The sequence below is a fragment of the Rhodanobacter sp. FW102-FHT14D06 genome, assembly GCF_043950705.1.
GTDB lineage: Bacteria > Pseudomonadota > Gammaproteobacteria > Xanthomonadales > Rhodanobacteraceae > Rhodanobacter.
Genome location: NZ_CP170722.1, coordinates 2,465,261 through 2,487,896 on the forward strand (window position 1 = coordinate 2,465,261; position 22,636 = coordinate 2,487,896).

At 67.1% G+C, this 22,636-nt stretch carries 21 protein-coding genes and 1 riboswitch; of the genes, 10 read left to right on the top strand and 11 right to left on the bottom strand.

The genetic code is table 11. From position 1 onward, the window contains the following. Positions 1-27: 27 nt before the first annotated feature. Entirely contained in the window at positions 28-774 is a 747-nt protein-coding gene (locus ACFCQI_RS11015) for a 2OG-Fe dioxygenase family protein (protein WP_395116616.1), read from the bottom strand. Positions 775-952: 178 nt separating this feature from the next. After that, positions 953-1,069, top strand: a riboswitch (SAM riboswitch). An 86-nt stretch (positions 1,070-1,155) separates the two neighbouring features. Here ACFCQI_RS11015 and ACFCQI_RS11020 point away from each other — a divergent pair. Genes ACFCQI_RS11020 through ACFCQI_RS11030 form a run of 3 tightly spaced genes read left to right on the top strand, consistent with a single transcriptional unit; the run spans position 1,156 to position 4,485 of the window. Continuing rightward, positions 1,156-2,166, top strand: coding sequence for a homoserine O-succinyltransferase (locus ACFCQI_RS11020; RefSeq protein ID WP_395116618.1), 1,011 nt, complete (start codon positions 1,156-1,158; stop codon positions 2,164-2,166). Between the two features lie 40 nt (positions 2,167-2,206). Next, positions 2,207-3,406 carry a cystathionine gamma-synthase gene (metB, locus tag ACFCQI_RS11025; RefSeq protein WP_395121342.1) on the top strand — a complete coding sequence of 400 codons (1,200 nt, stop codon included), beginning with the start codon at positions 2,207-2,209 and terminating at the stop codon, positions 3,404-3,406. Further along, complete coding sequence (locus tag ACFCQI_RS11030; RefSeq protein ID WP_395116620.1) at positions 3,403-4,485, top strand: homoserine dehydrogenase; 1,083 nt, start codon at positions 3,403-3,405, stop codon at positions 4,483-4,485. Before metB ends, ACFCQI_RS11030 begins: the two co-directional genes overlap by 4 nt. Before the next feature lie 9 nt (positions 4,486-4,494). Here the strand turns inward: ACFCQI_RS11030 and ACFCQI_RS11035 are convergent, their stop codons facing one another. The 3 genes from ACFCQI_RS11035 to ACFCQI_RS11045 form a co-directional block, all read right to left on the bottom strand. Beyond that, positions 4,495-5,082, bottom strand: a complete 588-nt coding sequence (locus tag ACFCQI_RS11035; protein ID WP_395116622.1) for a YceI family protein — start codon at positions 5,080-5,082, stop codon at positions 4,495-4,497. Between the two features lie 145 nt (positions 5,083-5,227). Continuing rightward, complete coding sequence (locus ACFCQI_RS11040) at positions 5,228-6,892, bottom strand: APC family permease (RefSeq protein ID WP_395116624.1); 1,665 nt, start codon at positions 6,890-6,892, stop codon at positions 5,228-5,230. Between the two features lie 220 nt (positions 6,893-7,112). After that, positions 7,113-10,049 (bottom strand): DEAD/DEAH box helicase family protein, encoded by a 2,937-nt coding sequence (locus ACFCQI_RS11045; protein WP_395116626.1) that lies wholly within the window; start codon positions 10,047-10,049, stop codon positions 7,113-7,115. Positions 10,050-10,134: 85 nt separating this feature from the next. On the opposite strand from ACFCQI_RS11045, the gene ACFCQI_RS11050 reads away from it, so the two are divergent. Both ACFCQI_RS11050 and ACFCQI_RS11055 read left to right on the top strand, forming a co-directional pair. Then, complete coding sequence (locus ACFCQI_RS11050; RefSeq protein WP_395116628.1) at positions 10,135-10,416, top strand: type II toxin-antitoxin system RelE/ParE family toxin; 282 nt, start codon at positions 10,135-10,137, stop codon at positions 10,414-10,416. 12 nt (positions 10,417-10,428) lie between these two features. Continuing rightward, positions 10,429-10,734 (top strand): HigA family addiction module antitoxin, encoded by a 306-nt coding sequence (locus ACFCQI_RS11055; protein WP_395116630.1) that lies wholly within the window; start codon positions 10,429-10,431, stop codon positions 10,732-10,734. A 62-nt stretch (positions 10,735-10,796) separates the two neighbouring features. Here ACFCQI_RS11055 and ACFCQI_RS11060 read toward each other — a convergent pair whose 3' ends face one another. Next, positions 10,797-12,872, bottom strand: coding sequence for a site-specific DNA-methyltransferase (locus tag ACFCQI_RS11060; protein ID WP_395116632.1), 2,076 nt, complete (start codon positions 12,870-12,872; stop codon positions 10,797-10,799). 106 nt (positions 12,873-12,978) lie between these two features. Between ACFCQI_RS11060 and ACFCQI_RS11065 the strand changes: the two genes are divergently transcribed. Next, positions 12,979-13,377: a helix-turn-helix domain-containing protein gene (locus tag ACFCQI_RS11065; protein ID WP_395116634.1), complete on the top strand. Its 399-nt coding sequence runs from the start codon at positions 12,979-12,981 to the stop codon at positions 13,375-13,377. Between the two features lie 111 nt (positions 13,378-13,488). On the opposite strand, the gene ACFCQI_RS11070 is transcribed toward ACFCQI_RS11065, so the two are convergent. Beyond that, positions 13,489-14,871 carry an L-serine ammonia-lyase gene (locus ACFCQI_RS11070; RefSeq protein WP_395116636.1) on the bottom strand — a complete coding sequence of 461 codons (1,383 nt, stop codon included), beginning with the start codon at positions 14,869-14,871 and terminating at the stop codon, positions 13,489-13,491. Between the two features lie 67 nt (positions 14,872-14,938). Here ACFCQI_RS11070 and ACFCQI_RS11075 point away from each other — a divergent pair, with 67 nt between their 5' ends. The 4 genes from ACFCQI_RS11075 to ACFCQI_RS11090 all read left to right on the top strand — a co-directional run bounded on the left by ACFCQI_RS11075 (position 14,939) and on the right by ACFCQI_RS11090 (position 17,986). Further along, positions 14,939-15,178 carry a glutaredoxin family protein gene (locus ACFCQI_RS11075; RefSeq protein ID WP_395116638.1) on the top strand — a complete coding sequence of 80 codons (240 nt, stop codon included), beginning with the start codon at positions 14,939-14,941 and terminating at the stop codon, positions 15,176-15,178. 238 nt (positions 15,179-15,416) lie between these two features. Next, entirely contained in the window at positions 15,417-15,794 is a 378-nt protein-coding gene (locus ACFCQI_RS11080; RefSeq protein ID WP_395116640.1) for a BlaI/MecI/CopY family transcriptional regulator, read from the top strand. Further along, positions 15,791-17,353: a M56 family metallopeptidase gene (locus ACFCQI_RS11085; RefSeq protein ID WP_395116642.1), complete on the top strand. Its 1,563-nt coding sequence runs from the start codon at positions 15,791-15,793 to the stop codon at positions 17,351-17,353. The genes ACFCQI_RS11080 and ACFCQI_RS11085 overlap by 4 nt, the downstream gene beginning before the upstream one ends. A 141-nt stretch (positions 17,354-17,494) precedes the next feature. Further along, a complete protein-coding gene (locus tag ACFCQI_RS11090) occupies positions 17,495-17,986 on the top strand; it encodes a nuclear transport factor 2 family protein (RefSeq protein WP_395116644.1) in 492 nt (163 codons plus the stop codon). A gap of 255 nt (positions 17,987-18,241) precedes the next feature. Here ACFCQI_RS11090 and ACFCQI_RS11095 read toward each other — a convergent pair whose 3' ends face one another. The 5 genes from ACFCQI_RS11095 to ACFCQI_RS11115 all read right to left on the bottom strand — a co-directional run bounded on the left by ACFCQI_RS11095 (position 18,242) and on the right by ACFCQI_RS11115 (position 22,529). Continuing rightward, a complete protein-coding gene (locus ACFCQI_RS11095; protein WP_395116646.1) occupies positions 18,242-19,603 on the bottom strand; it encodes a DUF697 domain-containing protein in 1,362 nt (453 codons plus the stop codon). A gap of 7 nt (positions 19,604-19,610) precedes the next feature. After that, entirely contained in the window at positions 19,611-20,159 is a 549-nt protein-coding gene (locus ACFCQI_RS11100; protein ID WP_136257514.1) for a YceI family protein, read from the bottom strand. Then, positions 20,156-20,734, bottom strand: a complete 579-nt coding sequence (locus ACFCQI_RS11105) for a cytochrome b (protein WP_136257513.1) — start codon at positions 20,732-20,734, stop codon at positions 20,156-20,158. Before ACFCQI_RS11105 ends, ACFCQI_RS11100 begins: the two co-directional genes overlap by 4 nt. Next, on the bottom strand, positions 20,731-21,342 hold the full coding sequence (locus tag ACFCQI_RS11110; RefSeq protein WP_395116648.1) for a YceI family protein: 612 nt from the start codon (positions 21,340-21,342) through the stop codon (positions 20,731-20,733). The genes ACFCQI_RS11105 and ACFCQI_RS11110 overlap by 4 nt, the downstream gene beginning before the upstream one ends. 185 nt (positions 21,343-21,527) lie before the next feature. Beyond that, entirely contained in the window at positions 21,528-22,529 is a 1,002-nt protein-coding gene (locus ACFCQI_RS11115) for a polyprenyl synthetase family protein (protein WP_395116650.1), read from the bottom strand. Between the last annotated feature and the right edge of the window lie 107 nt (positions 22,530-22,636).

Here is a 22,636-nt window from a genome sequence, read left to right on the forward strand (position 1 = left end):
GCGCAAATGGCCGCCGGCGAGGTGCGCTCAGGCGCCGGGGGACGCCGGCGCGGCAGCGCGAAAGGTCACCACCAGCACATCGCGATGCGACGCTTGCGCCGGGTCGATCGGGGTGACCGCGGTGACGCCATGGCTGACGCGGGCATCGATGACCATGGCCGCGTCCAGCGGATGGGCCAGGGTGAAACTGCCCAGCAGCGCGCCGTCATCGGCGTGGATGGTGGTGGTGCCGCTCTCGATGTTCTGGCGGTCGATCAGCAGCACCAGCACGTAGTCGACGCCGTCGTGGTGGACGCCCTCCGGGGTGGGCTCGCCAGGCTCGTCGGCGCGCGCCTCGATGCGGAACTGGTGCGTCTCGACATGCCAGCGGCGCGGCCCGCCGGCCGCCATCGGGGCGAACAGCGCATGCGCAAACTGCAGGATGCAGCGCATGCTGGCGCCACCGGCCAGCGCCGGCCGGATCGGCAGGAACCAGCGCTGGATGTCGCCCTGCAACGGGTTGTAGCGCGCACTCTGCCAGTGCGGCTGGTGCGGCTGGCGCTGCAGCGTGCCGTCCGGCTCGATCGCGAACGTGGCGTGGCGCCGGCTGCGATGCCGACCTACCGCCGCCAGGTAGGTGTCGGGTGCCAGGTCGTTCCAGCTGGCGCGAAAGGCCGGCCAGTCATCCATCTCCGGCATCGGCAGCAACTGGCGCATGTGTTCGGCGGTGACGAAGGCGAAGCCGTCGCGATGCAGGCGGGCCTGCAAGGCGGGGCGGTCGAGAGGGGGAGTCATGGGGCGACACGGTAGCAGCATCCCCCGCAGCCGGACAGTGCGCCACCCCGGCAATGCACACGGCGAGCACTGCCCGTCGACGTCTCTCGAAGTGTCCATGCGATGCCTTTCGCCCATATAAACGTTTAGATGTTTAGACGTCTATTGACACAAGTCGTTCGAGGCGCCACCATCCGCCCACTCATCGAGACCGGCTGAGGGACAGGCCCTTTGAAGCCGGGGCAACCTGCGGAGCGTTTCCGTCAAGGTGCCAACTCCTGCGGAGGTGCGCGGTGCACCTGCCGGTAGATGGGCGTCACCCGTTTCGCGGCCTGCGCCGCCGAGTCACGGGCGGCGGCCACTCCGGTCCCCCGCGGGGCGATGCCGACCGGAGCCACTGGCATGACCTTGCAGTCCCAAGCCCGATGTATCGACACCCCGCACGACGCGTTCGTGCCGTCGGGGGAACCGTGCCTGCGCCTGGCCGCCCGGCGCGACAGCCGCCGGCTGATCCTGCAGCCGAAGTACGGCAGCGGCCCGCGCGAAGTCGAGGTTGGTTACGCGTGGCACGGCGCGGTGGGGGGACCCACGGTGATCGTGCAGGGCGGCATCTCGGCCGATTGCGATGTGAGCGGTGCGGCCGGCTGGTGGCGGGAGTTGGCCAACGACGGCGCGGCGATCGACCTGACGCGTTGCCGGGTGCTGTCGATCGACTGGCTGGACAGCGCGCAACTCGGCGCCGAGGCGATCTCCAGCGAAGACCAGGCCGATGCGCTGGCTGGCCTGCTGCGCGCGCTGGGCATCGCCCGCGCGCATGCCTTCGTCGGCTCGTCCTACGGTGCGATGGTGGCGCTGGCCTTCGCCGCCCGCCATCCGCGTGCGGCAGACCGACTCGTGCTGCTGGCCGGTGCCCACCGGCCGCACCCGCTCAGCACCGCCCAGCGCAGCGTGCAGCGCGGCATCGTGCGGCTGGGCCAGGCCAGCGGGCATGTCGACGAGGCGCTGGCGCTGGCGCGGCAGCTGGCGATCACCACCTATCGCGGTAGCGCCGAATTCGGTCGCCGCTTCGCCGGCGCGCCCGAGCAGCGCGCGGAACGCTTCCATTTCCCGGTCGAGGATTACCTGGAGCACCAGGGCCGGCGTTTCGTCGAGCGCTTCGACGCCGATCGCTTCCTCGCCCTGTCCGAATCGATCGACCTGCACCAGGTCGAGCCCGAGCAGGTGGCCGCGCCGGCGACGCTGATCGGCTTTCCGTCCGACCGGCTGGTGCCACTGGCGGACCTGTGCGAGTTGCAGCGCCGCCTGCGCGGCCCGGCAACGCTCGAAGTGGTCGAGTCGCCCTACGGCCACGACGCCTTCCTGAAAGAACCCGAACAACTCGCGCCGCTGCTGCGCGAGGCGATAGCCCTGTAGGGCAGTGCCCGCCCTGCGACTTCACCGATTGCCGAAAGACCTGGAGATTGAGATGACCTCACCCGCCCCCTGTACCCGCGCCGTGCGCGCCGGCATCGAAAGCGACACCCAGCACGGCGCGGTGGTGCCGGCGCTGCACCTGTCGACCAACTACAGCTTCGAGGGCTTCGGTCGCAAGCGCGCATACGACTATTCGCGCAGCGGCAATCCCACCCGCGACCTGCTGGCCGAGGCGCTGGCGGAGCTGGAGCAGGGCGCCGGCGCGGTGGTCACTTCCAGCGGCATGTCGGCGGTGGCGCTGGCGCTGGAACTGGTGCCGCCCGGCGCCACCGTGCTGGCGGCGCACGATTGCTACGGCGGCAGCTGGCGCCTGCTGGATGCGTGGGCAAAGAAGGGGCGCTTCGCGGTCGAGTTCGCCGACCTCACCGACAACGTGGCACTGGCCGCGGCGCTGGCGCGCAAGCCGGCGCTGGTATGGGTGGAGACGCCATCCAATCCGCTGCTGCGGATCACCGACATCCGCCACGTCGCGCAAGCCGCGCATGCGGCCGGCGCGCTGCTGGTGGTCGACAACACCTTCCTGTCGCCGGCGCTGCAGCAGCCCTTGCTGCTCGGCGCGGACGTGGTGGTGCACTCGACCACCAAGTACATCAACGGCCACAGCGACGTGGTCGGCGGCGCGGTGGTGGCGCGCGACGCGGCGGTGGCCGAGCAGCTGAAGTGGTGGGCCAACTGCACCGGGCTCACCGGCGCGCCGTTCGACAGCTACCTCACCCTGCGCGGCCTGCGCACGCTGGGCGTGCGCCTGCGCCAGCACCAGGAGAACGCGGCGCGCCTGGCCGAGCGGCTGGACGGCCATGCTGCCGTGCGCAAGGTCTACTACCCGGGCCTGGCCGGCCACCCCGGCCATGTGCTGGCGGCGCGCCAGCAGCTCGGCTTCGGCGCCATGCTCAGCTTCGAACTGGACGGCGACGTGCCGCAGATCGAGGCCTTCGTCGATGGACTGGAATATTTCTCGCTGGCCGAATCGCTGGGCGGCGTGGAAAGCCTGATTGCGCACCCGGCGACCATGACGCACGCCTCGATGGCGCCGGAGGCGCGGCGCACGGCGGGCATTTCCGACAGCCTGCTGCGCGTGTCGGTAGGCATCGAGGACGGCGACGACCTGCTGCGCGACGTCGACGTCGCACTGGCCCGCGCCGAAGCGGTACGGACGTCCAAACGCCGGGTGCCCGCATGAGCGCGGTGCTGGCCGAGCACGCGCTCCACGCACGCGGCGCGGCGGCGTCGACCACGGCGATCGTGCTGCTCGGCACCGGCGTGGTGGGTGGTGCCTTGCTGAAGCTGCTCAACACCGACGCGGCCCGTTCGCTGCGCCTGGTCGGTGCGGCGAACTCGCGGCGCCAGCAGACCGATCCGGACCGGCTGGCCCGGCGCGGCCTGCGCGAGCAGCTCAACCAGCACGGCGCGCCGCGCGACAACGCCAGCCTGCTCGCGGCACTGGATGCCAGCGAGGCGGCGACGAAAGTTATCGTCGACGCCACCGCCAGCGCGACGCTGGCCGCGCGCCACGCCGAGTGGCTGGCGCACGGCTACCACGTGGTCACCGCGAACAAGGCGCTGGCCGGCGGTGAACTCTCCGGCTGGCGCGCGCTGCAGGCGGCGCTGGGCAGTGGCGGCAGTTATGGTGATTCGGCGACGGTCGGCGCGGGCCTGCCGGTGCTGTCCACGCTGCGTCGGCTGCGCGCATGCGGCGATCACCTGCTCACGCTGGAGGGCGTGTTCTCCGGCTCGCTGTCGTGGTTGTTCAACCAGTACGACGGCAGCCGGCCGTTTTCCGAGCTGCTGCGCGAGGCGCGTCGGCTGGGCTACACCGAGCCCGATCCACGCTCGGACCTGTCCGGCGAGGACGTGGCGCGCAAGCTGCTGATCCTCGCGCGCAACGCCGGCTTCTCGCTGGGCAGCGACGAGGTGCAGGTGGAAGGCCTGGTGCCCGAGGCGCTGCGTGCGCTCGATGCCGACACGTTCCTGGCGCGACTGGGCGAGCTGGATGCGCCGCTCGCCGCGCGTCACGCGGCCGCCGCCTCGCGCGGTTGCGTGCTGCGCTTCCTCGCCCGCCTCAACCAGCGCGGCCTGGCTCGCGTGGGCCTGGCCGAAGTGCCGCTGACCCATCCGGCCGCGCGCCTGTACGGCACCGACAACCAGTTCGCCCTCACCACCACCCGCTACAACACCCAGCCGCTGGTGATCCAGGGTCCGGGCGCCGGCCCGGAAGTGACGGCGCAGGCGTTGCTGGGGGATGTGCTGGCGCTGGGGTGAGGGCGCGTCTCACTTGGCCGCAATCGCCTCGACCTGGATGCGCAGCGTCACGTTCATGCCGAAGCCGTAATCCTTGCCGGCATCGATGCCGAAGGTGTCGCGCCGGAACGTGGCCAGCGCATCGGCGCCACAGACTTCGCGCTTGAACACCGGGTGCGGCATGCACTTGAAGCTGTCGATCTTCAGGTCCAGCGGATGGGTGACGCCGTGCAGGGTCAGCTTGCCTGTGACCCGGGTCGGCGCTCCATTGACGAAATCGACGAGCTTGCCGGTGTACCGGGCCTGCGGATACTTCGCCGTCTCGAACAAATCCTTGCCCTGCGCGCCCTTGTTGAGTTGCTCCTGACCGAAATCGGCGCTGGTCATGTCGACGGTGACGTCCACCGTGCCGAGGCCGGCCGCCTTGTCCAGCGTCACCGTGCCGCGAGTGTGGTTGAACTTGCCGCGCCATACCGACAGCCCGCCCATGTGATCGGCCTCGAAGCTGGGGTAGGTGTGATCCGGATCGATCCGGTACGTCGTGGCGGCGGCGAGGGCGCTGCCGCTGGCGGCGAGCAGGAACACGGTGGTGGCGACGGCGGTGCGGATGGAAAACATGGGCGACTCCCGTTCGAAATGCGCAGCCGAAGATGGATGCATGTCCGGGCGACGAACGGGCCTCCGCGTTTTCGACACGGCCAGGCACGCATGCACGAAAACGCACGGCCTGGGCCGTGCGTCTCGTCGATCGAATGGGGCGCGCTCAGCGGCCGGTGATGCGCTCGGCGCTCTCTTCGTCCGGCGGCACCTGCAGTTCGCCCGGATGCTCGTGCGCCTCGATCCGGATCGCTTCCACCGACGGCGTGCGCCAGCCGGATTTCACGCCCCACAGGTAGAACGCCAGGCCGATCACCGCCACCAGCGCCAGATCCCAGCCGTAGGCGAGGTAACCCTTGCCGCCGAACATCGGGCTGCCGGCCCACGACACCAGCGCCAGCGTGGGCAGGTAGCAGACCAGCCACCAGGCGCCCTTCATCTGCCGACCGAAATCATGCCAGCCGGCCTTGGCCTGGTAGTAGAAGTACACCGGCAACGCGACCACCATCAGCACGATGATCTCGCCGGTCAGCGGCCACTTCGCCCAGTACAGCAACTCGGTGGACATGATGAAGGCAACCCCGGCGAGTACCGGCAGGCCGGCCAGCCGGAACGGGCGATTCAATTCCGGCGCGGTGCGGCGCAAGGTCATCACGCTGACCGGGCCGGTGAGGTAGGAGATGATCGTCGCCACCGAGATCACCGCCGCCAGTGCGCCCCAGCCGCGGAAGAAGAACAGGAACAGGAACGACACCGCCAGGTTCACCCACATCGCAGGCCGCGGCACGCCCCACTTCGGGTGCACGGTACCGAGGATCTTCGGCAAGGTGCCGTTGCGCTCCATGCCATACAGCATGCGCGCGGTGGTGGCGGTGTAGGTCATGCCGGTGCCGCTCGGGCTGATCACCGCGTCGATGAACAGCAGCGTGGCCAGCCATTGCAGGCCGAGAATGATCGCCAGGTCGGCGAACGGCGACGAGAAGTCGATGCCATGCCAGCCCACGTTGGCCAGCATCTCGCGCGGCACCGCGCCGATGAACGCGACCTGCAGCAGCACGTAGACGATCGTGGCCAGCGCGATCGCGCAGACGATCGCGAACGGGATGCTGCGGCCGGGGTTGCGCGCCTCGCCGGCCAGGTTCACCGGGCTCTGGAAACCGTTGAAGCTGAACACGATGCCGGCGATCGCCACCGCGGTGAGGATCGAGGGGAAGTCCGTCTTGTGCAGTTCGCCGTGGATGCCGACGGAGAAGTTCTCCGGATGGAAGCCGCTCATCATCAGCAGCACCGCGGTGAGCGCGGGGATCACCAGCTTGAACAGCGTGATCGCGGTGTTGGAGCGCGCGAACAGTTTCACGCTCCAGAAGTTGAACAGGAAGTACACGATCACCAGCGCTGCGGCGATCAGCAGGCCGGTGGTGCTCAGCTCGCCATGGCTGCCAGGAACCTGGTGATAGAGATCCTTCGCCCAATCCCACTTCCACGACGACATGTACTGCGCCGACGCTTCCGCTTCGACCGAGATCACCGAGACGATCGCGATCCAGTTCGCCCACGCCGCGATGAAGCCGACCAGCGAGCCGTGCGAGTAATGCCCGTAGCGCACCATGCCGCCGGATTCGGGAAACATCGCGCCCAACTCGGCGTAGGTCAGCGCGATCGCCATGATGACCACCGCGCCGATCACCCACGCCCAGATCGCCCCCGGTCCTGCGATCTGCGCCGCGCGCCAGGCGCCGAACAACCAGCCCGAGCCGATGATCGAGCCCAGGCCGGTAAGCATCAGGGCGAACGGGCCGACATCGCGGCGGATCGCGCGTTCTTGGGTCATGCGAGGTTCCCGTAGCGGCGCGAAGCGCGCCGGAAAGGGGCCGATGGTTGCAGAATTGACCACTCCGTGCCACCCCGCAAAAGTCACGCCGGCCAGCGGGCCCCTGCGAGTGAAGGCTCAGCGCTGTAAGGGCGGGCACTGCCCGTCAACTCCTGACCCGGGAACGGCGGACGGTGCCCGCCCTACCGCCACGCCTGGCCCACGACGCCGAGCCGGGCCTTCATTCCCCGAACGCCAGGCCGCCTTGCGACTGTGCCGTGGGCGCCGTCCGGGCACGCGAGAACGCGAGCAGCTCGCCCAGCCGCGCACCCTTGTCGCGCCAGTCATGGAACAGCGACTCGCCGACCAGCGCGTAGTGCCACACGCGCCCGCCGCGTTGTTCCGGGTCCAGCGCGTTGATCCGCTCGCACCAGGTGGTCGCCGCCTTCAGCTTGCGCTGCACGTTCGGATGGCTGACCTGTTCCTGCCCCTTGGTCTCGACCAGATAGATCGCGTCTGCCGTGCGGACCAGGAAGTCGGGGATATACAGCGCGGCCATGCCGTCATCCTTGACGTAACGTAGCCGCACGAAATCGTGCCGATTCTCGCTGATCTTGCAGAACGCCTCGACGCTTGCATCGCTTTGCGCCCATTCGATGAAGCCGCGTTCCAGCCCGCCGCTGCGGGTGGGGTAGGGCAGACGTTGGTAGATGCATTTGGTGACTTCCAGTGAGGCGCTCTCACGCACCATCAGCCTGGTCACTTCCGACAGCCGGCGGTGACGCACCTCGGTGTGGCCGGTCACGGAGTGTTCCTCGGCGCGCACCAGTGCCAGGCCGAAGACCTTCACGATGTGGTCGATCACCGGTTGCAGCAGCAACAATCGCCAGCCTTCGTCCTCGAACGGTTCGAAAGATTCGTCGAACAGCCGTTCGCGGATGTAGTCGTCCAGCGCGGTCGCCAGGGCCGCCGTGTTCATCTGCAGGTACGGGCGATCCAGATGCGGCGAAATCCTGTTGCCCTTCGGCAGCGGGTAGTTCAGCGCCTGGCTCACCCGCCGGGTCAGCCGCGACAGCAGTTCGTTGTAGCCGCTGACGTTCATCGCCGCGCCGTCGACGCGGTAGTCGCCGAACAGCGTGCTGCTCTGCAGGTCCTGCGAGGTGAAGGTGTCGCCCTTGCCCAGCAGATCGGCCAGCTTCGTGCGACTCATCGCGCTGAAGGTCGGCAGGGCGGCGATGTCGATTGGCAGGTGGTCGACGCTGTCGTCCGCCTCGCGCAGGATGAACGGAATGGCGAAGTCGTATGCCTCGTAACCTTCGCGCAGTTCGGACGGAATCAGGTCGCCGGTGCTGCTGCCCTCGTCGTCGCCGGTCTCGCCGACCAGCCCTTCGCGCATCAGCTCGTCGTAGAAGCTCTGGAACGCCGGATGCTCGACGATGGAGAGAATGTCGATCAGCGAACCCGGCTCCTCGCCGTGGTTGATCCGCTCGCGGTTCTCGCGCTTGATGTCGGCGTATTCCGGGTCGCGCCACATCAGCCGCAGGCCGCGGCCGATGGTCTGCTCCAGCAGGATCTGCGCCTGGCTGGAACGCAGCGGCACGATCACGCAGATATTGTTGACGTCGAAACCCTCGCGCAGCATGAGCACACTGACGATTACCCGCGGCTGCGCGTGCCGGTCCACGTTGAACAGGCGCTGGCGCAGCGGCGCCCACTGCTTCTCGCCCAGCTCGGCCTTCCTGCCGGAATCGACGGTAAGCACGTCGTCGTCATGCAGACCTTCGTCGAGCAGGAACTGCGCCACCAGCGGCGACACCGTGGTGTCCTCGCACACCACCAGCATCTTCGGATGGCGCGTGGCGTCGAGGCGGGCGAAGTCCGCCTCAAGCTTGCGCAATTTCTGCAGGCCGGCACGGAGCATCACACGCTGGCCTTCGGACAGCGCCACATTGCCGTCGGCGTCACGCTCGGCCTTGAACTCCAACGGCAGCGCGCCGAGTTCCTTGCGCTTGTCCAGCACCAGCGACTTCACCAGGCCCAGTCGCATCGCGTCCTTCAGGTCGAAGTCCACCACGATGTGCGGGAAATACAGCTTGGCCTTCTTCCTGCCGCTGCCGACGTCGTTGTACGGCGTGGCGGAGAAATCCATCTGCACGAAACGGCGACCCTTGCCCTCGGCGATGATCGACAGGCTCTTCTGCCACTCGACCTCGGTGGTCTCGCCTTCCTTCTTCAACTCGTGGATGTGGTGTGCCTCGTCGTTGAACACCATCAGGTCGGGCAAGTCGGCGAGGTAGGAGAGCACGTTGCCGCGTGCCCAGCGCCGGTCGAGCACGTCGAGGCTGTTGCCGGTGGCGCGGCCGGGTGTCAGGGGCAGCACGTCGTAGGCGACGCGGGAAGCGTCGGCGATCATGCCGGGCGCGATGGCTTGCTCGTCCTCCTCGATCTCCTCTTCGGCCTCGCTGAGCAGATGCCAGTTGGTGATTGCGATCATGCCGTTGCCGGTGGCCTTCAGGCCGATCTCCTGCTTCTGGCAGACGTTGCCGCGCACGAACTGCGCGATACGCTCGCGCCGCGCCGGCGGCGCGAACAGCTCGGCGTAGCTGGCAATGTCGGAGCTGGCGAAGTCGCGGCTCTTGTCCTCGTTCTCCTTGCCGAGGAACGCATCCAGCAGCCGCTCATACACGATCAGCCCCGGCGCCACGATCAGGAAGCGGCGGGTGAAGCGCGGATCGTCGCGCCCCTCGTCCAGCGCCGCGGTCTTGTTCAACAGCTGCCACACCAGAAGCGCCTGCAGCACCCAGGTCTTGCCGGTGCCGGTAGCCATCTTCAGGCAATACTTCGGATGGCCGTGCTTGCCTTGGGTCACGTCCGCGAGCCGCCTGCCTTCCAGCAGCGCCTCGGCGCAGACCTGCTCGTAGAGGTTCTTCAGGTTCGGGCTGTCCAGCACCTCGTGCGCCGCGATCACATTGAGGATCGCCTGGCGCTGGCCCGGATGGAAATTGTACGTGCGCGACTGGCAGGCATCCTCGCCGAACCACCAGCGCAGCAGTTCGGCGGTCACCGGCGTCACCAGCTCGTAGATATCGGCGATGCCCTGTTCGAGGCCGATGCACAGTTGCTCGGTGCGGCGGGTGAGGGCGGTGGCGAGCGCCAGCGGGCGGTTGGCGTCAGACATGCGCACACTCCCCGGCGTTGCATGGCGTAAACATGTTGTTTATGCTTGGCGGGCCGTCATCAGCCATCCCGACAGGAGTCACCGGATGATCAGGAGCTTCGCCGACAAGGAAACGGAACGGTTGTTCGCGACCGGAACGGCCAGGCGGTTGCCGCGGGACATCTTGCGCCGTGCGCTGACCCGCCTGAGGTACCTCGATATCGCCATCAGTCCCGAAGACCTGCGCCAACCGGCCTCCAACCGACTGGAGCTTCTGGGTGGGGATCGGGCCGGCCAATGGAGCGTCCGCATCAACGACCAATGGCGGTTGTGTTTTCGCTTCGAGGGCGGTCACGCATTTGATGTCGAGATCGTTGATTACCACTGAGGATTCGCAATCATGTCCATTCCAGCCACCGTCAACGGTCTTCCGCCCATCCATCCCGGCGAATTGCTGGAGGAAATCCTGGGCGACCTCGGCATGAGTCAGGCGGCGTTCGCACGCGCCATCGGTGTATCCCCCATGCGCATCTCGCACATCGTCCGGGAACAGCGGCCGGTGACCGCTGAACTGGCGCTGCGTTTCGGGCGTGCCTTCGGGCAGAGTCCGCAGTTCTGGATCAACCTGCAGACCTCCTACGACTTGAAAATCGCCGAACGCGAGCTCGGCAGCAGCCTGAAGAAGGTGCGGCGCCTCGCTGCCTGACTTCTCCCCTTCGGCTGTTGAGAGCCGCCGGAATGGCGAGTGGAGGGATTTCGCGAGCGGGCTCACGCCCGCGCCTCCGCCACCACCTGCACCACCTCGGCCTCGAAGCCGAACACGTCGACCACGCGCACGCATACCCGGCGTTCGCCGGCCTTGCGCGGCACGCTGAACTCGGCGCTGGTGATTACCCGCAGCGGGTCGTCGTCGTTGGCGGTGTTGCCGCGGTAGTCCTGCCACACCGAACGGAACACCTGGCCGTCGTAGTCCGGGTCCACCGCCCAGTACTCGATCAGCGCCAATGGTTCGGCATTGGCCACCTTGAGCAGCTTCTTGCGGTTGTCCTCGTCCAGGTTGATCGCCTCGGGCGAGAGCAGCACGTAGTTGTCCAGGGTGACGTGCAACTGCTCCTCGTCGCCACTGCGCTGGCGGCGCACCGGCTTGATCGTCAGGTACTGCAGGCTGGAGAAACGCACCTGGCCACGCAGCTTCTCGATGCCGCCCTTCTTGCGCAGGCGGTCGAGCAGGTCGGGCGGAATCACCAGCACTTCCAGCCGTGGGTCGTTCAACGCGGTGATGCTCTGGCCGATCGACGGCTCGAAGTTCCAGCCCAGCACCACCACGCGGTCCCAGCCGCCGAGCAGGTGGTCGCGCTGGGCAATCGCCTTGCGCAACGTGGCGTCGCCGGTGAGCTTGTTCGGCGAGTCGACCAGTACCAGGGTCTTCTTGCCGGCGAACACCACTGCGCCGAGATTGCGTAGCGGGTTGTCTTCCGGCTGCAGCGGCAGCGCGCCATACAACGACAGCACGATGCCGGACAGGTCGCCGACGCGGAAACTGCGTCCCATCGCGCTCTTCGCCGCCTCGACCTGGTAGTCGCCGATTGCCTGGTACAGGAACGGCTTGGCGCCCTGGTCGATCAGCCGCTTGCGCATGATCATGCAGGCGGGCTTGCCGAGGTCGGTGGTGATCCAGCGGCGACCGAGCTTTTCGGCGACGGCGGCGGTGGTGCCGGAGCCGCCGTTGAAGTCGGCGACGAGGCCATTCTCGGGGCAAGATGCTTTGACGATACGCTCAATCAGAATTTCAGGCTTTTGCGTGCTGTAGCCAATGCGTTCTGACGAAGTGTTGCCTACGCGCGATACGTCTGACCAGATTGATTGTGGGACAGCGCCATCCTTTTCATCGAGATAGACGATCAATCCATCCATGCGGGGCGTGCCATCTTTCTTAAACGCAATGCGCCCTTGCTCCCACCAAGCCTCGAGCTGCTCCAACGTGTATCCCCAACCACGACCAGCACTGGGCATCGTCCCGCGCCAGTTGAACTTGCCGGAATCGCTGCTCTTTCTCTCAGCAGTCATGTCTTGGCAGGTGTAGAGGCGACCTTTGGAGTCTTTTTTGTAGCGTTTCAATTGTTCGGGAGAAAATGGAACGCGGTCAGGATTCCAATAGCTATTTTCAGTCTTGGTGTAGAACAGGATCGTGTCGTGAATTCGCCCCCACTGCCCAGCCTCGTTATGGGAATTCGTGCGCTGCCAGGTGATCTCGTTCCGAAATCTATCTTTTCCAAATATCTCGTCAATCACAACTTTGACGTAATGGCCGACATGCCAATCCAAATGTACGTAGATCGACCCGCTATCGCTCAATAGCTCCCGCATCAGGATCAGCCGCGGTGTGATCATCGCCAGATACGACGCCGTGCCGTCCGACCACGTATCGGAATACGCGAACTGCTCGATCACCGTCGGCTTCTGCTCCAGCTCCACGCCCGGCAGGGACACCTTGGTGCGGTAGTCGGCTTTCGAGTCGAACGGTGGATCGATGTAGATCAGGTCGACCTTGCCGCGCAGGCTGGGGGTGTGTTCGTCGCCGGCCAGCAGCGCGGCCATCGCCAGCAGGTTGTCGCCGTAGATCAGCCGGTTGGTCCAGTCGGCCGTGCCTTCGTCGCCCAGGTGTGCCTGCCGGTTCGCCGCGGCGATCCAGTCGCTGTCGCGCGTGTCTTTCGACGGCAGCACCCACTCGCGTGTCTGCAGGCTGACCCGGTGGCGTCCTTCCAGGCTCTCCAGGATCTTCTCGGCCTGCTGGCGTCCGCGGGCGACGATCTCGGGCAGCTGTTCCAACAGCGACTTGGGCATGGCAACGACCGGCGTAAGGTTTGATCGGCCATGAAAGCAAAATTTTCAATTTATATAAAGCATAACTTTCAGTTGCATGGCGGAGCGGCACCTATGGTCGCAAGCCATGAAGATCGACAAGAAAGCTTTCGCCGACCGTCTCCGGGCTGCCTTGAAGCGCGAGAGGATCGAGGCGAGCGCGTCGGAACTCGCTCGGCTGCTGGAACTGCAGGGCGAGGAAGTGTCCTCGCAGGCCGTGTCGGGATGGCTCAACGGCAAGCATCGTCCGCGTCCGGCCCATCTGGAGGCGCTGGCCAAGATCGTTGGCGTCGAGCCGCACGAACTGGAGTATCGAAAGATTCGACCCAAGGGCGTGCAGGACGTGAACATCGCCTGGCCCGACCACGTGCGTGGTCATGACCGGCTGGCGTTCGAAGACTATCTGCTGCTTTCCGAAGACAAGCGAAAGCTCGTCCGCGACCTGATTGCGGAGCTGGCAAAGGGTACGTCGGGCAAGACGCGCTGAAGCCAGGCAAGGTCGCGCTGTAGGGCAGGCACTGCCTGCGCTACGAAACCGGCCTTACGTGTCTGCCTAGTGGGGAGCATCGCCCGCGAGCGGGCTCCTACAGGGGGTGGCTCAGCACTCGATGACGTTGACTGCGAGGCCGCCGCGCGAGGTTTCCTTGTACTTGTCCTTCATGTCGCGGCCGGTGTCGCGCATGGTCTTGATGACCTTGTCGAGGCTGACGCGGTGCTTGCCGTCGCTCTTCAGCGCCATGCGGCTGGCGTTGATGGCTTTCACCGAGCCCATGGCGTTGCGTTCGATGCAGGGGATCTGCACCAGGCCGCCGATCGGGTCGCAGGTGAGGCCCAGGTTGTGTTCCATGCCGATTTCGGCGGCGTTCTCGACCTGCATCACGTTGCCCCCGAGTGCGGCGGTGAGGCCGCCGGCGGCCATCGAGCAGGCTACGCCGACTTCGCCCTGGCAGCCGACTTCGGCGCCGGAGATCGAGGCGTTCTCCTTGTACAGGATGCCGATGGCGGCGGCGGTGAGCAGGTATTCGATGATGCCTTCGTCGTCCGCCTTCGGGCAGAAGCGCAGGTAGTAGTGGCCGACCGCGGGCACGATGCCGGCGGCGCCGTTGGTGGGCGCGGTGACCACGCGGCCGCCGGCGGCGTTTTCCTCGTTCACCGCCAGCGCATAGAGGTTCACCCAGTCGAGGATGGTCAGCGGGTCCTTCAGCGCGGCCTCGGGCTGGTTGCGCAGATCCTCGAGCATCGCCGGAGCGCGGCGCGCTACCTTCAGGCCACCGGGCAGGGTGCCGGGCGAGCGCAGGCCGCGGGTGACGCAGTCCTGCATGGCCTTCCAGATGGTCAGCAGGCCGGCGCGGGTTTCCGCCTCGGGGCGCCACACGCTTTCGTTCGCCATCATCAACTGCGCGATGGTCAGCCCGTGCTGCTTGCAGAGCGCCAGCATCTGGTCGCCGGTGGTGAAGGCATAAGGTTGCTCGGTGGTGTCGGCGACGATGCGATCCTCCGCCGCCTCGTCGGTGTTGACCACGAAGCCGCCGCCGACCGAGTAGTAGTCGCGGCTGGCCAGCTCGTTGCCGTCGGCGTCGTACGCGGAGAAACGCATGCCGTTGGTGTGGAACGGCAGCTTCTGGCGCTTGTTGAAGACCAGGTCGGCCTTTTCGTCGAACGCGATCTCGCGCTTGCCGAGCAGAAGGATGCGGCCGGTGCCGCGGATGCGTTCGAGCGTGGCGGGGATCCGGTCGGGATCGACGGTGTCCGGGTGCTGGCCTTCCAGGCCCAGCAGCACCGCCTTGTCGGTGCCGTGGCCGCGGCCGGTCATCGCCAGCGAGCCGTACAGCTCGGCGCGCACGCGGGCGACGCGGTCGAGCACGCCCTTTTCCTCCAGCCAGCGTTCGGCAAAGCGCGCGGCGGCGCGCATCGGGCCGACCGTGTGCGAGGAGGACGGACCGATGCCGATCTTGAACAGGTCGAATACGCTGACGGCCATGGATGCGCTGCGAGGTGAAGGATTGAACCAGCTATTCTACGCGGCGCCCCGATCCATTCGCAGCAGCATGTCCGACCTCATCCTCTACCAGCGCGATTACTGCCACCTGTGCGATCTGGCGCTTGCCGTGATGGCCGAAGCGCCGGCGCCCGATTTCGACAGCGTATGGGTGGACGATGCGGACGAGCTGGAACAGCGTTATGGCACCCGCCTGCCGGTGCTGCGCGATGCGCGCGATGGGCGTGAGCTGGATTGGCCGTTCGATGCAGCGGCGGTGCGGGAGTTCCTTCGCCTGCCTGCAGCCTAGGCGCCGCGCTCGCCGCCGCTGTCGGCGTTCGACCAGGAACTCCGCGCGCAGACTCTGACCCGAGTGTGCCTGATCGAGTCTTCGAAAAGTGGATCCTGAGCTCGAGGTGCTTCGTCGCCACTGTCGTGAGCAGGGCCTCTTGCGGTGCTGCCGGAACGAGCTACTAGAATCATAGTTGACAAGTTCGGAATTCACGCTAACATCTACTACAACTATAGTAGGAAGGGGGCTGGACGTCATGCGGATTTCCCTTACCGATCGTGAGGCCGATGTGATGCAGGCTCTTTGGGAGCACGGTCCCTCGACCGTGGCCGAAGTGCGTGAATGCCTAACCGATCCATTGGCCTACACCACGGTGCTGACCGTGCTGCGCACGCTGGAGGCCAAGGGCTACGTAAGCCACGAGGAAGCCGGTCGTGGGCATCGCTTCTTCGCCAGCGTCAAGCAGCAGGCGGCGCGCAAGAACGCCGTGCAGCATCTGACCGACAAGCTGTTCAAGGGCTCGGCCGAGTTGCTGTTTTCCCACCTGGTGTCCGAGCAGAAGCTCAGTGCCGAGCAGATCCGTCGCATGCGCCGGTTGCTGGCCGAACACTCGGACAAGGAGAAGCCGGAATGATCGCTTGGATGATGTACGCAACGCTTGTGGCGTTGGCTTTAAGCGCGGCGGCGCTGAGTGCCGAACGTGCTGCACGGATGCGCCGTCGGGCCACGCGCTGGGTCTGGTTGGCGGCGATGGTCGGTTCGCTAGTGCTGCCCGCGCTTATTTCCTCAGTGACGCTGCGCCTGCCCAGCATGCTGCAGTCCGGCGCCATGCCACCGCCGATCGTCCTGCGCGACGCTACCTCCATCTCGATGCCGGCGCTGCTGATGCCACTGGACGGCGCGCAGCTCTACGGCGCACCCGACCACTTGGCGATGTTGATCCGCACCGGCTGGCTGGTCGCGTCGGTGCTGATGCTGTGCGCACTGTTTGCCAGCGCCGTGCTGTTGCACCGGCGCAAGCGGGTCTGGAGCGAGGCCACGATGTGCGGTGAGCACGTGCTGGTGGCGCCGGATGCGGGACCTGCCGTGGCCGGCCTGCTGCAGCCGCGGATCGTGGTGCCGACGTGGCTGCTGCAGGCGCCGGAGCAGCAGCAGCGCGACGTGCTGGCGCACGAGAGCTCGCACCTGGGAGCGGGCGATCCGCGCCTCATCGCGCTGGCCGTGACGCTGCTCGCGATGATGCCGTGGAACCCGCTGCTGTGGTGGCAGTTCCGGCGCCTGCGCCGCGCCATCGAGGTGGACTGCGATACGCGCGTGTTGCGTGGCGGCCGTGACCTCGTCGAGTACTGCGAAACGCTGCTGCACGTGGGGCAGTGCAAGTCCTCCCGGATCGGCCTGGTACCTGCGATGTCCGAGTCCGACTCCTTCCTGGAACAGAGGATCAAGCTCATGTTGACGAAACGGAACCCATGGGCCGGCGTGTCGGCGCTGGTGCTGGTATGTGCGTCACTGGGCATGACGGTTTTCGCGTCGCAGGTGACGCCACCCGGTGGCAAGGCGCCCGCCGCGGAGAATGTCGTCACGCTGACGCCAGCCGTGCTGGATCGTTACGTGGGCTTTTACAAGATCAGCCCGATTTCGAGGGTCGCAGTCACGCGGTCGGGTAACGGTCTCATCATCGCGATCAGCGCGCAAATGGCGGCACCCAAGCCGTTCTATGCGGTGCCGCTAGGTGCGGACCGGTTCGCTATCCAGGGACAACCTACGGTCGCGCACTTCGTCATGGATGCCAGCGGCCAAGCCCAGCGCATGGTCGTCGACACGCACGGCAATACTGTGCTGGACACGCAGCGCATCGATACCGCCGAAGCCGGGCGGATCGACGCCACACTGGCCGAGCGCATCCGCGCCAAGCAGCCGTACCCGGGCAGCCTCAAGGCGCTGCAGCTCCTGCTGCGCGATCCCGATGACGGCGCCGGCATGAGCAAGGATCTGGCGGAGGTTCGCCAGAAACAGAAGGCCTCGCGCGAGCAATACCTCGACCAGCTTGGTCCGGTGCAGTCGTACAGCTTCACCGGTATCAACAAGTATGGCGACGACGTGTACTCGGTGAAGCATGCCCACGGGACGGAAACCATCAGTCTCGTGGTTGACCCCGACGGCACGCTGGCGAGGGCATTCCGCCACCGCTGAGCCCCTTTCACCGGTCGTAAGCCGGGCGCTCCCCAGCCCGGCATCTACCACCCACTGCCCGCTTCACCTCCGCGGCCGTCCTCGAACGGCCGTCAGGGCAGCGTTTTGCCCGGTCACTTCCCCCACAGTAGGAGTCACGCCATGGAAACCCGTACCGTTCTGCGTCGTGTCATCTCCGCCACAACAGTCAGCCTGGTCGCCACTGTCGCCTTCCCCTCACCGGCTTCGCCCGACCACCTCACCGACGACGCATGGCTACGCCAAACCATCATGGCGCGCGAAGCCGCGCTGACCCGCGCCTACAACACGTGCAACTTGCATGCGCTGCGCGCCAGTCTGTTTGCGGGCACCTCCATCGAAACGCCCGACGGTCGTCGCGTGGACCCGGTGATCGAGGCGCGCGACCGCATCTGCGGCCATCTGCGTCGGCAAGTGATGCCCGGCAGCCTGACGGTGCGCGCGTTGGGCGACGACAGCGCCCTGGTTACCGGCACGCAGCGCTTTTGCGGCAAGGATGCGGGCTCTTGCGCGGTACAAGGCTCCAAGTTCGCCCAGTTGTGGACGCTGGATCGTGGCCACTGGCGGTTGGGCTGGATGCACCGCTTCAACGACTCGACAGGAATACCGAGGTAGCGATACGGCGTGGCAACCCCGCGCGCAGCGGACCCCAAAGATACGCACGGCAAAGCAGCGCAAAAGACCAGGAGCGGCGCATGCGCACGATTCCTGGCGTGCTTGCCGGCTCTGACCGTGCGTGCGCGTCGACCGAACCGGATTTCTCTTCCTGTTTCCGGTCGTGTGCGCCGCGCACCCCAACGCCTGCGCCGGGGCACTCGTCGCCATATCGCGATTTGCAGGTGATCAGAGTCGGCCCGCCAATCCTGGCGCTCAGGTACTCCGCGCCCGCAGCCTTTTCAGGATTTCCTCGCGCGCCTCGCGCAGGATCGAATCGCGATCCAGGCTGGCGACGACATCGGCGACGGCGCGCTTGGCGCCGGCTTCGCCCCAGGACTTGCCGCCGACCAGGTAGCGTTCGGCGGCGCGGCCGATCAGCACGGTGGCATACCAGCCCAGCGCGCCCTGCGCGGCGGCGGTGACCACCACGGAGAGGCCGGCACTGATGCCCTTCAGTGCGGAAGCGACCAGCTGCATGCCCCAGATCGCGCCCATCAGTGCGGCCAGCTGCGCCGAGATCACCGCCACCAGCCGGCCGGACTCGGCGCGGGTCAGCGGCAGGCCGTAGATGCGCGAGAGCTGCACCACCATCGCCGCGTCCAGCCCGGCGGCGGCGAGCAGGTCGGCCACCGGGATCGGGTTGAGCGCCACGGCGACGCCCTTGGCGATGCAGTAGTTGTGGATCAGTTTCGCCGCCACGGCCTTGCGGGTCTGCGCGATGCGCGCGCTGACCTGGTCGGTGAGGCGGCCGGCGTAGAGGCCGGCATTGATCGCCGAGAGCGCCTTGCCTTCGCGTGCGGCGATCGCCAGCAGGCGTTCGCGCAGCACCGCGACATCCGCCACGCGGGGTTGTTCGTGGACGTGCTCCTCGCCGCGCGCGTCGACTTCCACCACACGCTGCGGGGTCGGGTGCGCGGCGACGGCCAGCACGTCCTCGGTGCGGACGAGGCCGGCGGTGCGCTGGCGCAGGTGGTCGAGCAGGCCGTCGCGTTCGTCGGCGCCGTAGCGATCGGCCTTGTTCAGCGCCAGCAGCAGCGGACGCTGGGTGGCGGCCAGCGTCTTCAGCGCGTCGAGTTCCTCGCGGGTGAGGTCGCCGTCGCAGACGAAGATCACCAGGTCGCTGACCTCGGCGACGTCGAACGCCAGCTTCTCGCGCGCCTCGCCGTCGAGCTCGTTGATGCCGGGCGTGTCGATCAGCACCAGGCCGTCGTGCTGCGCCTCGTCGAGCACGGCGTGTTCGGCGTCCGTGGTGGTGCCGTGCAGGACGCCGACGCGGAACGCCTCGCGCCCGAGCAGGGCGTTGCCCAGCGCCGACTTGCCGGCGGAGACGCGACCGAACACCGCCACGTGCAGCTCGCCGCGTTCGAGCCGGGCCAGCATGCTTTCGATGCGGCGGAATTCGCCGGCCAGCTCGCTGCGCACCGAAGGCGGGATCGCCGGGTCGTCGAGCAGGCTGCGCAGGCTGTCGGCGACGCGGCTGGAACCGTCATCGACGCGTGCGGTGGGTGCGGTCCCGCGCGCCGGTTCGTGCCGGAGCCGGCTGCGCAGGCGCCGCCACCAGGACGCGTCGCTCATCGAGGGTCTACTTCGCGGCCAACTGCAGGTGCGCGGTGATCTTCACCTCGGCACCGATCACCGAGGTGTCGGCGTACTCGCCCGAGCCCACGCCGAAATCAAGCCGCTGCACCGTGCCGCTCACGTCCAGCGTGGCGCCGCTCCCTTGCGGGGCGAAGTTCACCTGCAGGCTCACCGGCTTGCTCACGCCGCGCAGGGTGAGCGTGCCGTCGGCGACTACCTGGTTGCCGCTCTTGCGGAAGCCGGTGGTGACGAAATGGGCATCGGGATACTTCGCCACGTCGAAAAACGCCTCGCCGGGCAGCGCCGAATCGCGGTCGCTGTCGCCGGTCTGCACGCTGGCCGTGTGCACGGTCACGTCGAATTTCGATGCGGCCAGGTTGGCCGGGTCGTAGCTGATCGCGGCGCTCCACTGGCCGAAATGGCCCTGGAACGTTTCGCCCTGGAAGGTGCTGCTGAAGCCGAGCGTGCTCGACGCCGGCTGCACGGTGTAGTCCGCCGCGGCGGCCAGGCCGGGCAGGGCGAGGGCAAGCAGAAGAGTGGCGAGGCGTTTCATCGGCGGTCTCCTTCGGGCGGGTTCGCGCGCAGTCGGCCGAACGGAAGCATCCGGCGCAGCACGTTGTCCTGGTCGAACACATGATGCTTCAGCGCGCCGCCGACGTGGGCCAGCAGCAGCAGGACGAGAAACCAGAACAGGTACTCGTGCACGCCGTGCGCGAAGTGGCGCAGCGCGTCGTTCTTCTCCGCCAGCGCTGGCAGGTTGAACTGCTTGAACCATTGCAGCGGCTTGCCGGTAACCGAGTTGAACCACCAGCCGCTGAGCGGGATTGCCAGGATCACCACGTACAGCACGGCATGCATCGCGTGCGCCGCCAGCGCCTGCCAGCGTGGCATCGGTGCGTCCGGCGGGCGGCGATCGAACGCGCGCCACACGATGCGCAACAGCACCAGCGCCAGCACGGTGAGTCCGATCGACTTGTGCAGCGCCAGCCAGTTGAGCTTGCGCATCGGCGAGCCGGCCAGGTCCATCATCAGGCCGAAGATGCCGTTGCCGATGATCGCCAGCGCGATGATCCAGTGGAAGAACTTGCTGACCGCGCCCCATTGGCGATCGTTGTTGCGCAGGCTCATGGCTGATCCTTTGTCGACGGTTGCTCGCGGGTGGCTTCCAGCTCCAGCCAGACGCTTGCGTGGGCGCCGATGGAGTTGGGGTTGGCGCTGATGCCGAAGTCGTTGCGATCCAGGCTGGCCGTGGCCGAGAAACCGGCTACCTCGTGCAGTTCGTAGATGGTCCGGGCGGCGCGGTTGAAAGTGAAGGCCAGGTCCACCGGGCGGGTGACGCCGCGCAGGGTCAGCTCGCCGTGCAGCACGCCGTGGTGCTCGTCCTTGCCCGTCACGCCGGTGCTGCGGAAGTGCGCGTAGCGATGCGTGGCGCAGTCGAGCAGCGCCGGCTTGCATACGGCCTTGTTCCAGTCGGCGTCGCCCATGTCCAGGCTGGCCAGGTCGATGTCCAGTTCGGTCGCCGCCGTGCTCCAGTCATCGGGGTCGAAGCGCAACCAGCCACGCGCGATGTGCAGCCGTCCGAACGGACGCGAGTAGCCGTTGTGGCTGATGCTGAAGACGATCTGGCTGTGCACGGTGTCGTAGCGCCAGGTGTTCTCGGCCGCATGCGCCGCTGCCAGCGGCAACAGCATTGCCGCGAGATTCCACAGCCAGCGGGTTGGACGCAGACGGAACATGCACCGAAGTCTGGCCGATCGACGGCCCGACTGCCAGCGCCGGGGGCTGAACGGTGGGTTTCCGTGGTTGATTCAATGAGGGAGCGGTTGATCTCGACCTCCGCTCCCTTTTGAGCTTGGGCTTTTTGCTCGCCCGCTCCTACATATACGCGCGGACGGCCACGTTCGCACCAAGGGCAAAACGTTCAGAACGTGCGCTGCACCGAGTAATCGGCCAGCGTGGCCAGTGCGTCGCGATGCGCCGAAGGCGGCAGGGTGGCGAGGGCCTCGCGCGCAGCGCGGGCGTGGCGCAGGGCGCGGTCGCGGGTGCGTTCCAGGGCGCCGGAGTCGCGGATCGAGGCGATGATGCGTTCCAGCGAGTCGAGTCCGCCGTGTTCGATCGCGTGGCGCAGCGACTGCGCCTGTTCCGGGCTGGCTCTCTCCAGCGCATAGATCAGCGGCAGGGTCGGCTTGCCCTCGGCGAGGTCGTCGCCGATGTTCTTGCCCAGGGTGCCGGCGTCGCTGGTGTAGTCGAGCAGGTCGTCGGCGATCTGGAACGCGTAGCCCAGCTCCATGCCGTAGTGGCGCAGCGCGGCCACCTGGTCCTCGGGCAGGCCGCCGAGGATGCCGCCCAGTTCGGTGGCGGCAGCGAACAGCACGGCGGTCTTGCGTTCGATCACGGCGAGATAGGCCGCCTCGCTGACGTCGGCGTTGCCGATGTTGAGCAGCTGCAGCACTTCGCCTTCGGCGATGGTGTTGGTGGTGTCGGCGAGGATGCGCATGATGCGCATGTCGTCCAGTTCCACCATCAGCTGGAACGAGCGCGAGTAGAGGAAGTCGCCGACCAGCACGCTGGCGGCGTTGCCCCACAGCGCGTTGGCGGTCTTGCGGCCGCGGCGCAGGTCGGACTCGTCGACCACGTCGTCGTGCAGCAAGGTGGAGGTGTGGATGAACTCGATGATCGCGGCGAGCTTGATGTGGTGCTCGCCGCGGTAGCCGGCGGCACCGGCGGCCAGCACGTGCAGCATCGGGCGCAGCCGCTTGCCGCCGGAGGCGATGATGTGGTCGGCGATCTGGTTGATCAGCACCACGTCGGAGGACAGCCGGCGGCGGATCAGTGCGTCGACGCGCTGCATGTCGGCGGCGGCGAGGTCGCGCACCTGGGCGAAGTCGGCGGGGCGGTTGGCGTCGGCAGGCATCGAATTCATGGGTGCATCGCAGCGGCGTAAGGCGCGATTATAGGGTCTGCAGGAACTTGCGCCGCGACATGTCGCCGCAAACGGCGGCGCGGGACTCGCCCCTATAATGCGGGCCA

Excerpts from the sequence above, each read along its gene's own strand:
- ACFCQI_RS11060 (WP_395116632.1), bottom strand. The coding sequence starts at position 12,872 with ATGCCCAAGTCGCTGTTGGAACAGCTGCCCGAGATCGTCGCCCGCGGA.
- ACFCQI_RS11045 (WP_395116626.1), bottom strand. The coding sequence starts at position 10,049 with ATGTCTGACGCCAACCGCCCGCTGGCGCTCGCCACCGCCCTCACCCGC.
- ACFCQI_RS11075 (WP_395116638.1), top strand. The coding sequence starts at position 14,939 with ATGTCCGACCTCATCCTCTACCAGCGCGATTACTGCCACCTGTGCGAT.
- ACFCQI_RS11110 (WP_395116648.1), bottom strand. The coding sequence starts at position 21,342 with ATGTTCCGTCTGCGTCCAACCCGCTGGCTGTGGAATCTCGCGGCAATG.
- ACFCQI_RS11055 (WP_395116630.1), top strand. The coding sequence starts at position 10,429 with ATGTCCATTCCAGCCACCGTCAACGGTCTTCCGCCCATCCATCCCGGC.
- ACFCQI_RS11085 (WP_395116642.1), top strand. The coding sequence starts at position 15,791 with ATGATCGCTTGGATGATGTACGCAACGCTTGTGGCGTTGGCTTTAAGC.
- ACFCQI_RS11090 (WP_395116644.1), top strand. The coding sequence starts at position 17,495 with ATGGAAACCCGTACCGTTCTGCGTCGTGTCATCTCCGCCACAACAGTC.
- ACFCQI_RS11040 (WP_395116624.1), bottom strand. The coding sequence starts at position 6,892 with ATGACCCAAGAACGCGCGATCCGCCGCGATGTCGGCCCGTTCGCCCTG.
- ACFCQI_RS11095 (WP_395116646.1), bottom strand. The coding sequence starts at position 19,603 with ATGAGCGACGCGTCCTGGTGGCGGCGCCTGCGCAGCCGGCTCCGGCAC.
- ACFCQI_RS11105 (WP_136257513.1), bottom strand. The coding sequence starts at position 20,734 with ATGAGCCTGCGCAACAACGATCGCCAATGGGGCGCGGTCAGCAAGTTC.
- ACFCQI_RS11100 (WP_136257514.1), bottom strand. The coding sequence starts at position 20,159 with ATGAAACGCCTCGCCACTCTTCTGCTTGCCCTCGCCCTGCCCGGCCTG.
- ACFCQI_RS11065 (WP_395116634.1), top strand. The coding sequence starts at position 12,979 with ATGAAGATCGACAAGAAAGCTTTCGCCGACCGTCTCCGGGCTGCCTTG.
- ACFCQI_RS11035 (WP_395116622.1), bottom strand. The coding sequence starts at position 5,082 with ATGTTTTCCATCCGCACCGCCGTCGCCACCACCGTGTTCCTGCTCGCC.
- ACFCQI_RS11080 (WP_395116640.1), top strand. The coding sequence starts at position 15,417 with ATGCGGATTTCCCTTACCGATCGTGAGGCCGATGTGATGCAGGCTCTT.
- ACFCQI_RS11015 (WP_395116616.1), bottom strand. The coding sequence starts at position 774 with ATGACTCCCCCTCTCGACCGCCCCGCCTTGCAGGCCCGCCTGCATCGC.
- ACFCQI_RS11050 (WP_395116628.1), top strand. The coding sequence starts at position 10,135 with ATGATCAGGAGCTTCGCCGACAAGGAAACGGAACGGTTGTTCGCGACC.
- ACFCQI_RS11030 (WP_395116620.1), top strand. The coding sequence starts at position 3,403 with ATGAGCGCGGTGCTGGCCGAGCACGCGCTCCACGCACGCGGCGCGGCG.
- ACFCQI_RS11070 (WP_395116636.1), bottom strand. The coding sequence starts at position 14,871 with ATGGCCGTCAGCGTATTCGACCTGTTCAAGATCGGCATCGGTCCGTCC.
- ACFCQI_RS11115 (WP_395116650.1), bottom strand. The coding sequence starts at position 22,529 with ATGAATTCGATGCCTGCCGACGCCAACCGCCCCGCCGACTTCGCCCAG.
- ACFCQI_RS11020 (WP_395116618.1), top strand. The coding sequence starts at position 1,156 with ATGACCTTGCAGTCCCAAGCCCGATGTATCGACACCCCGCACGACGCG.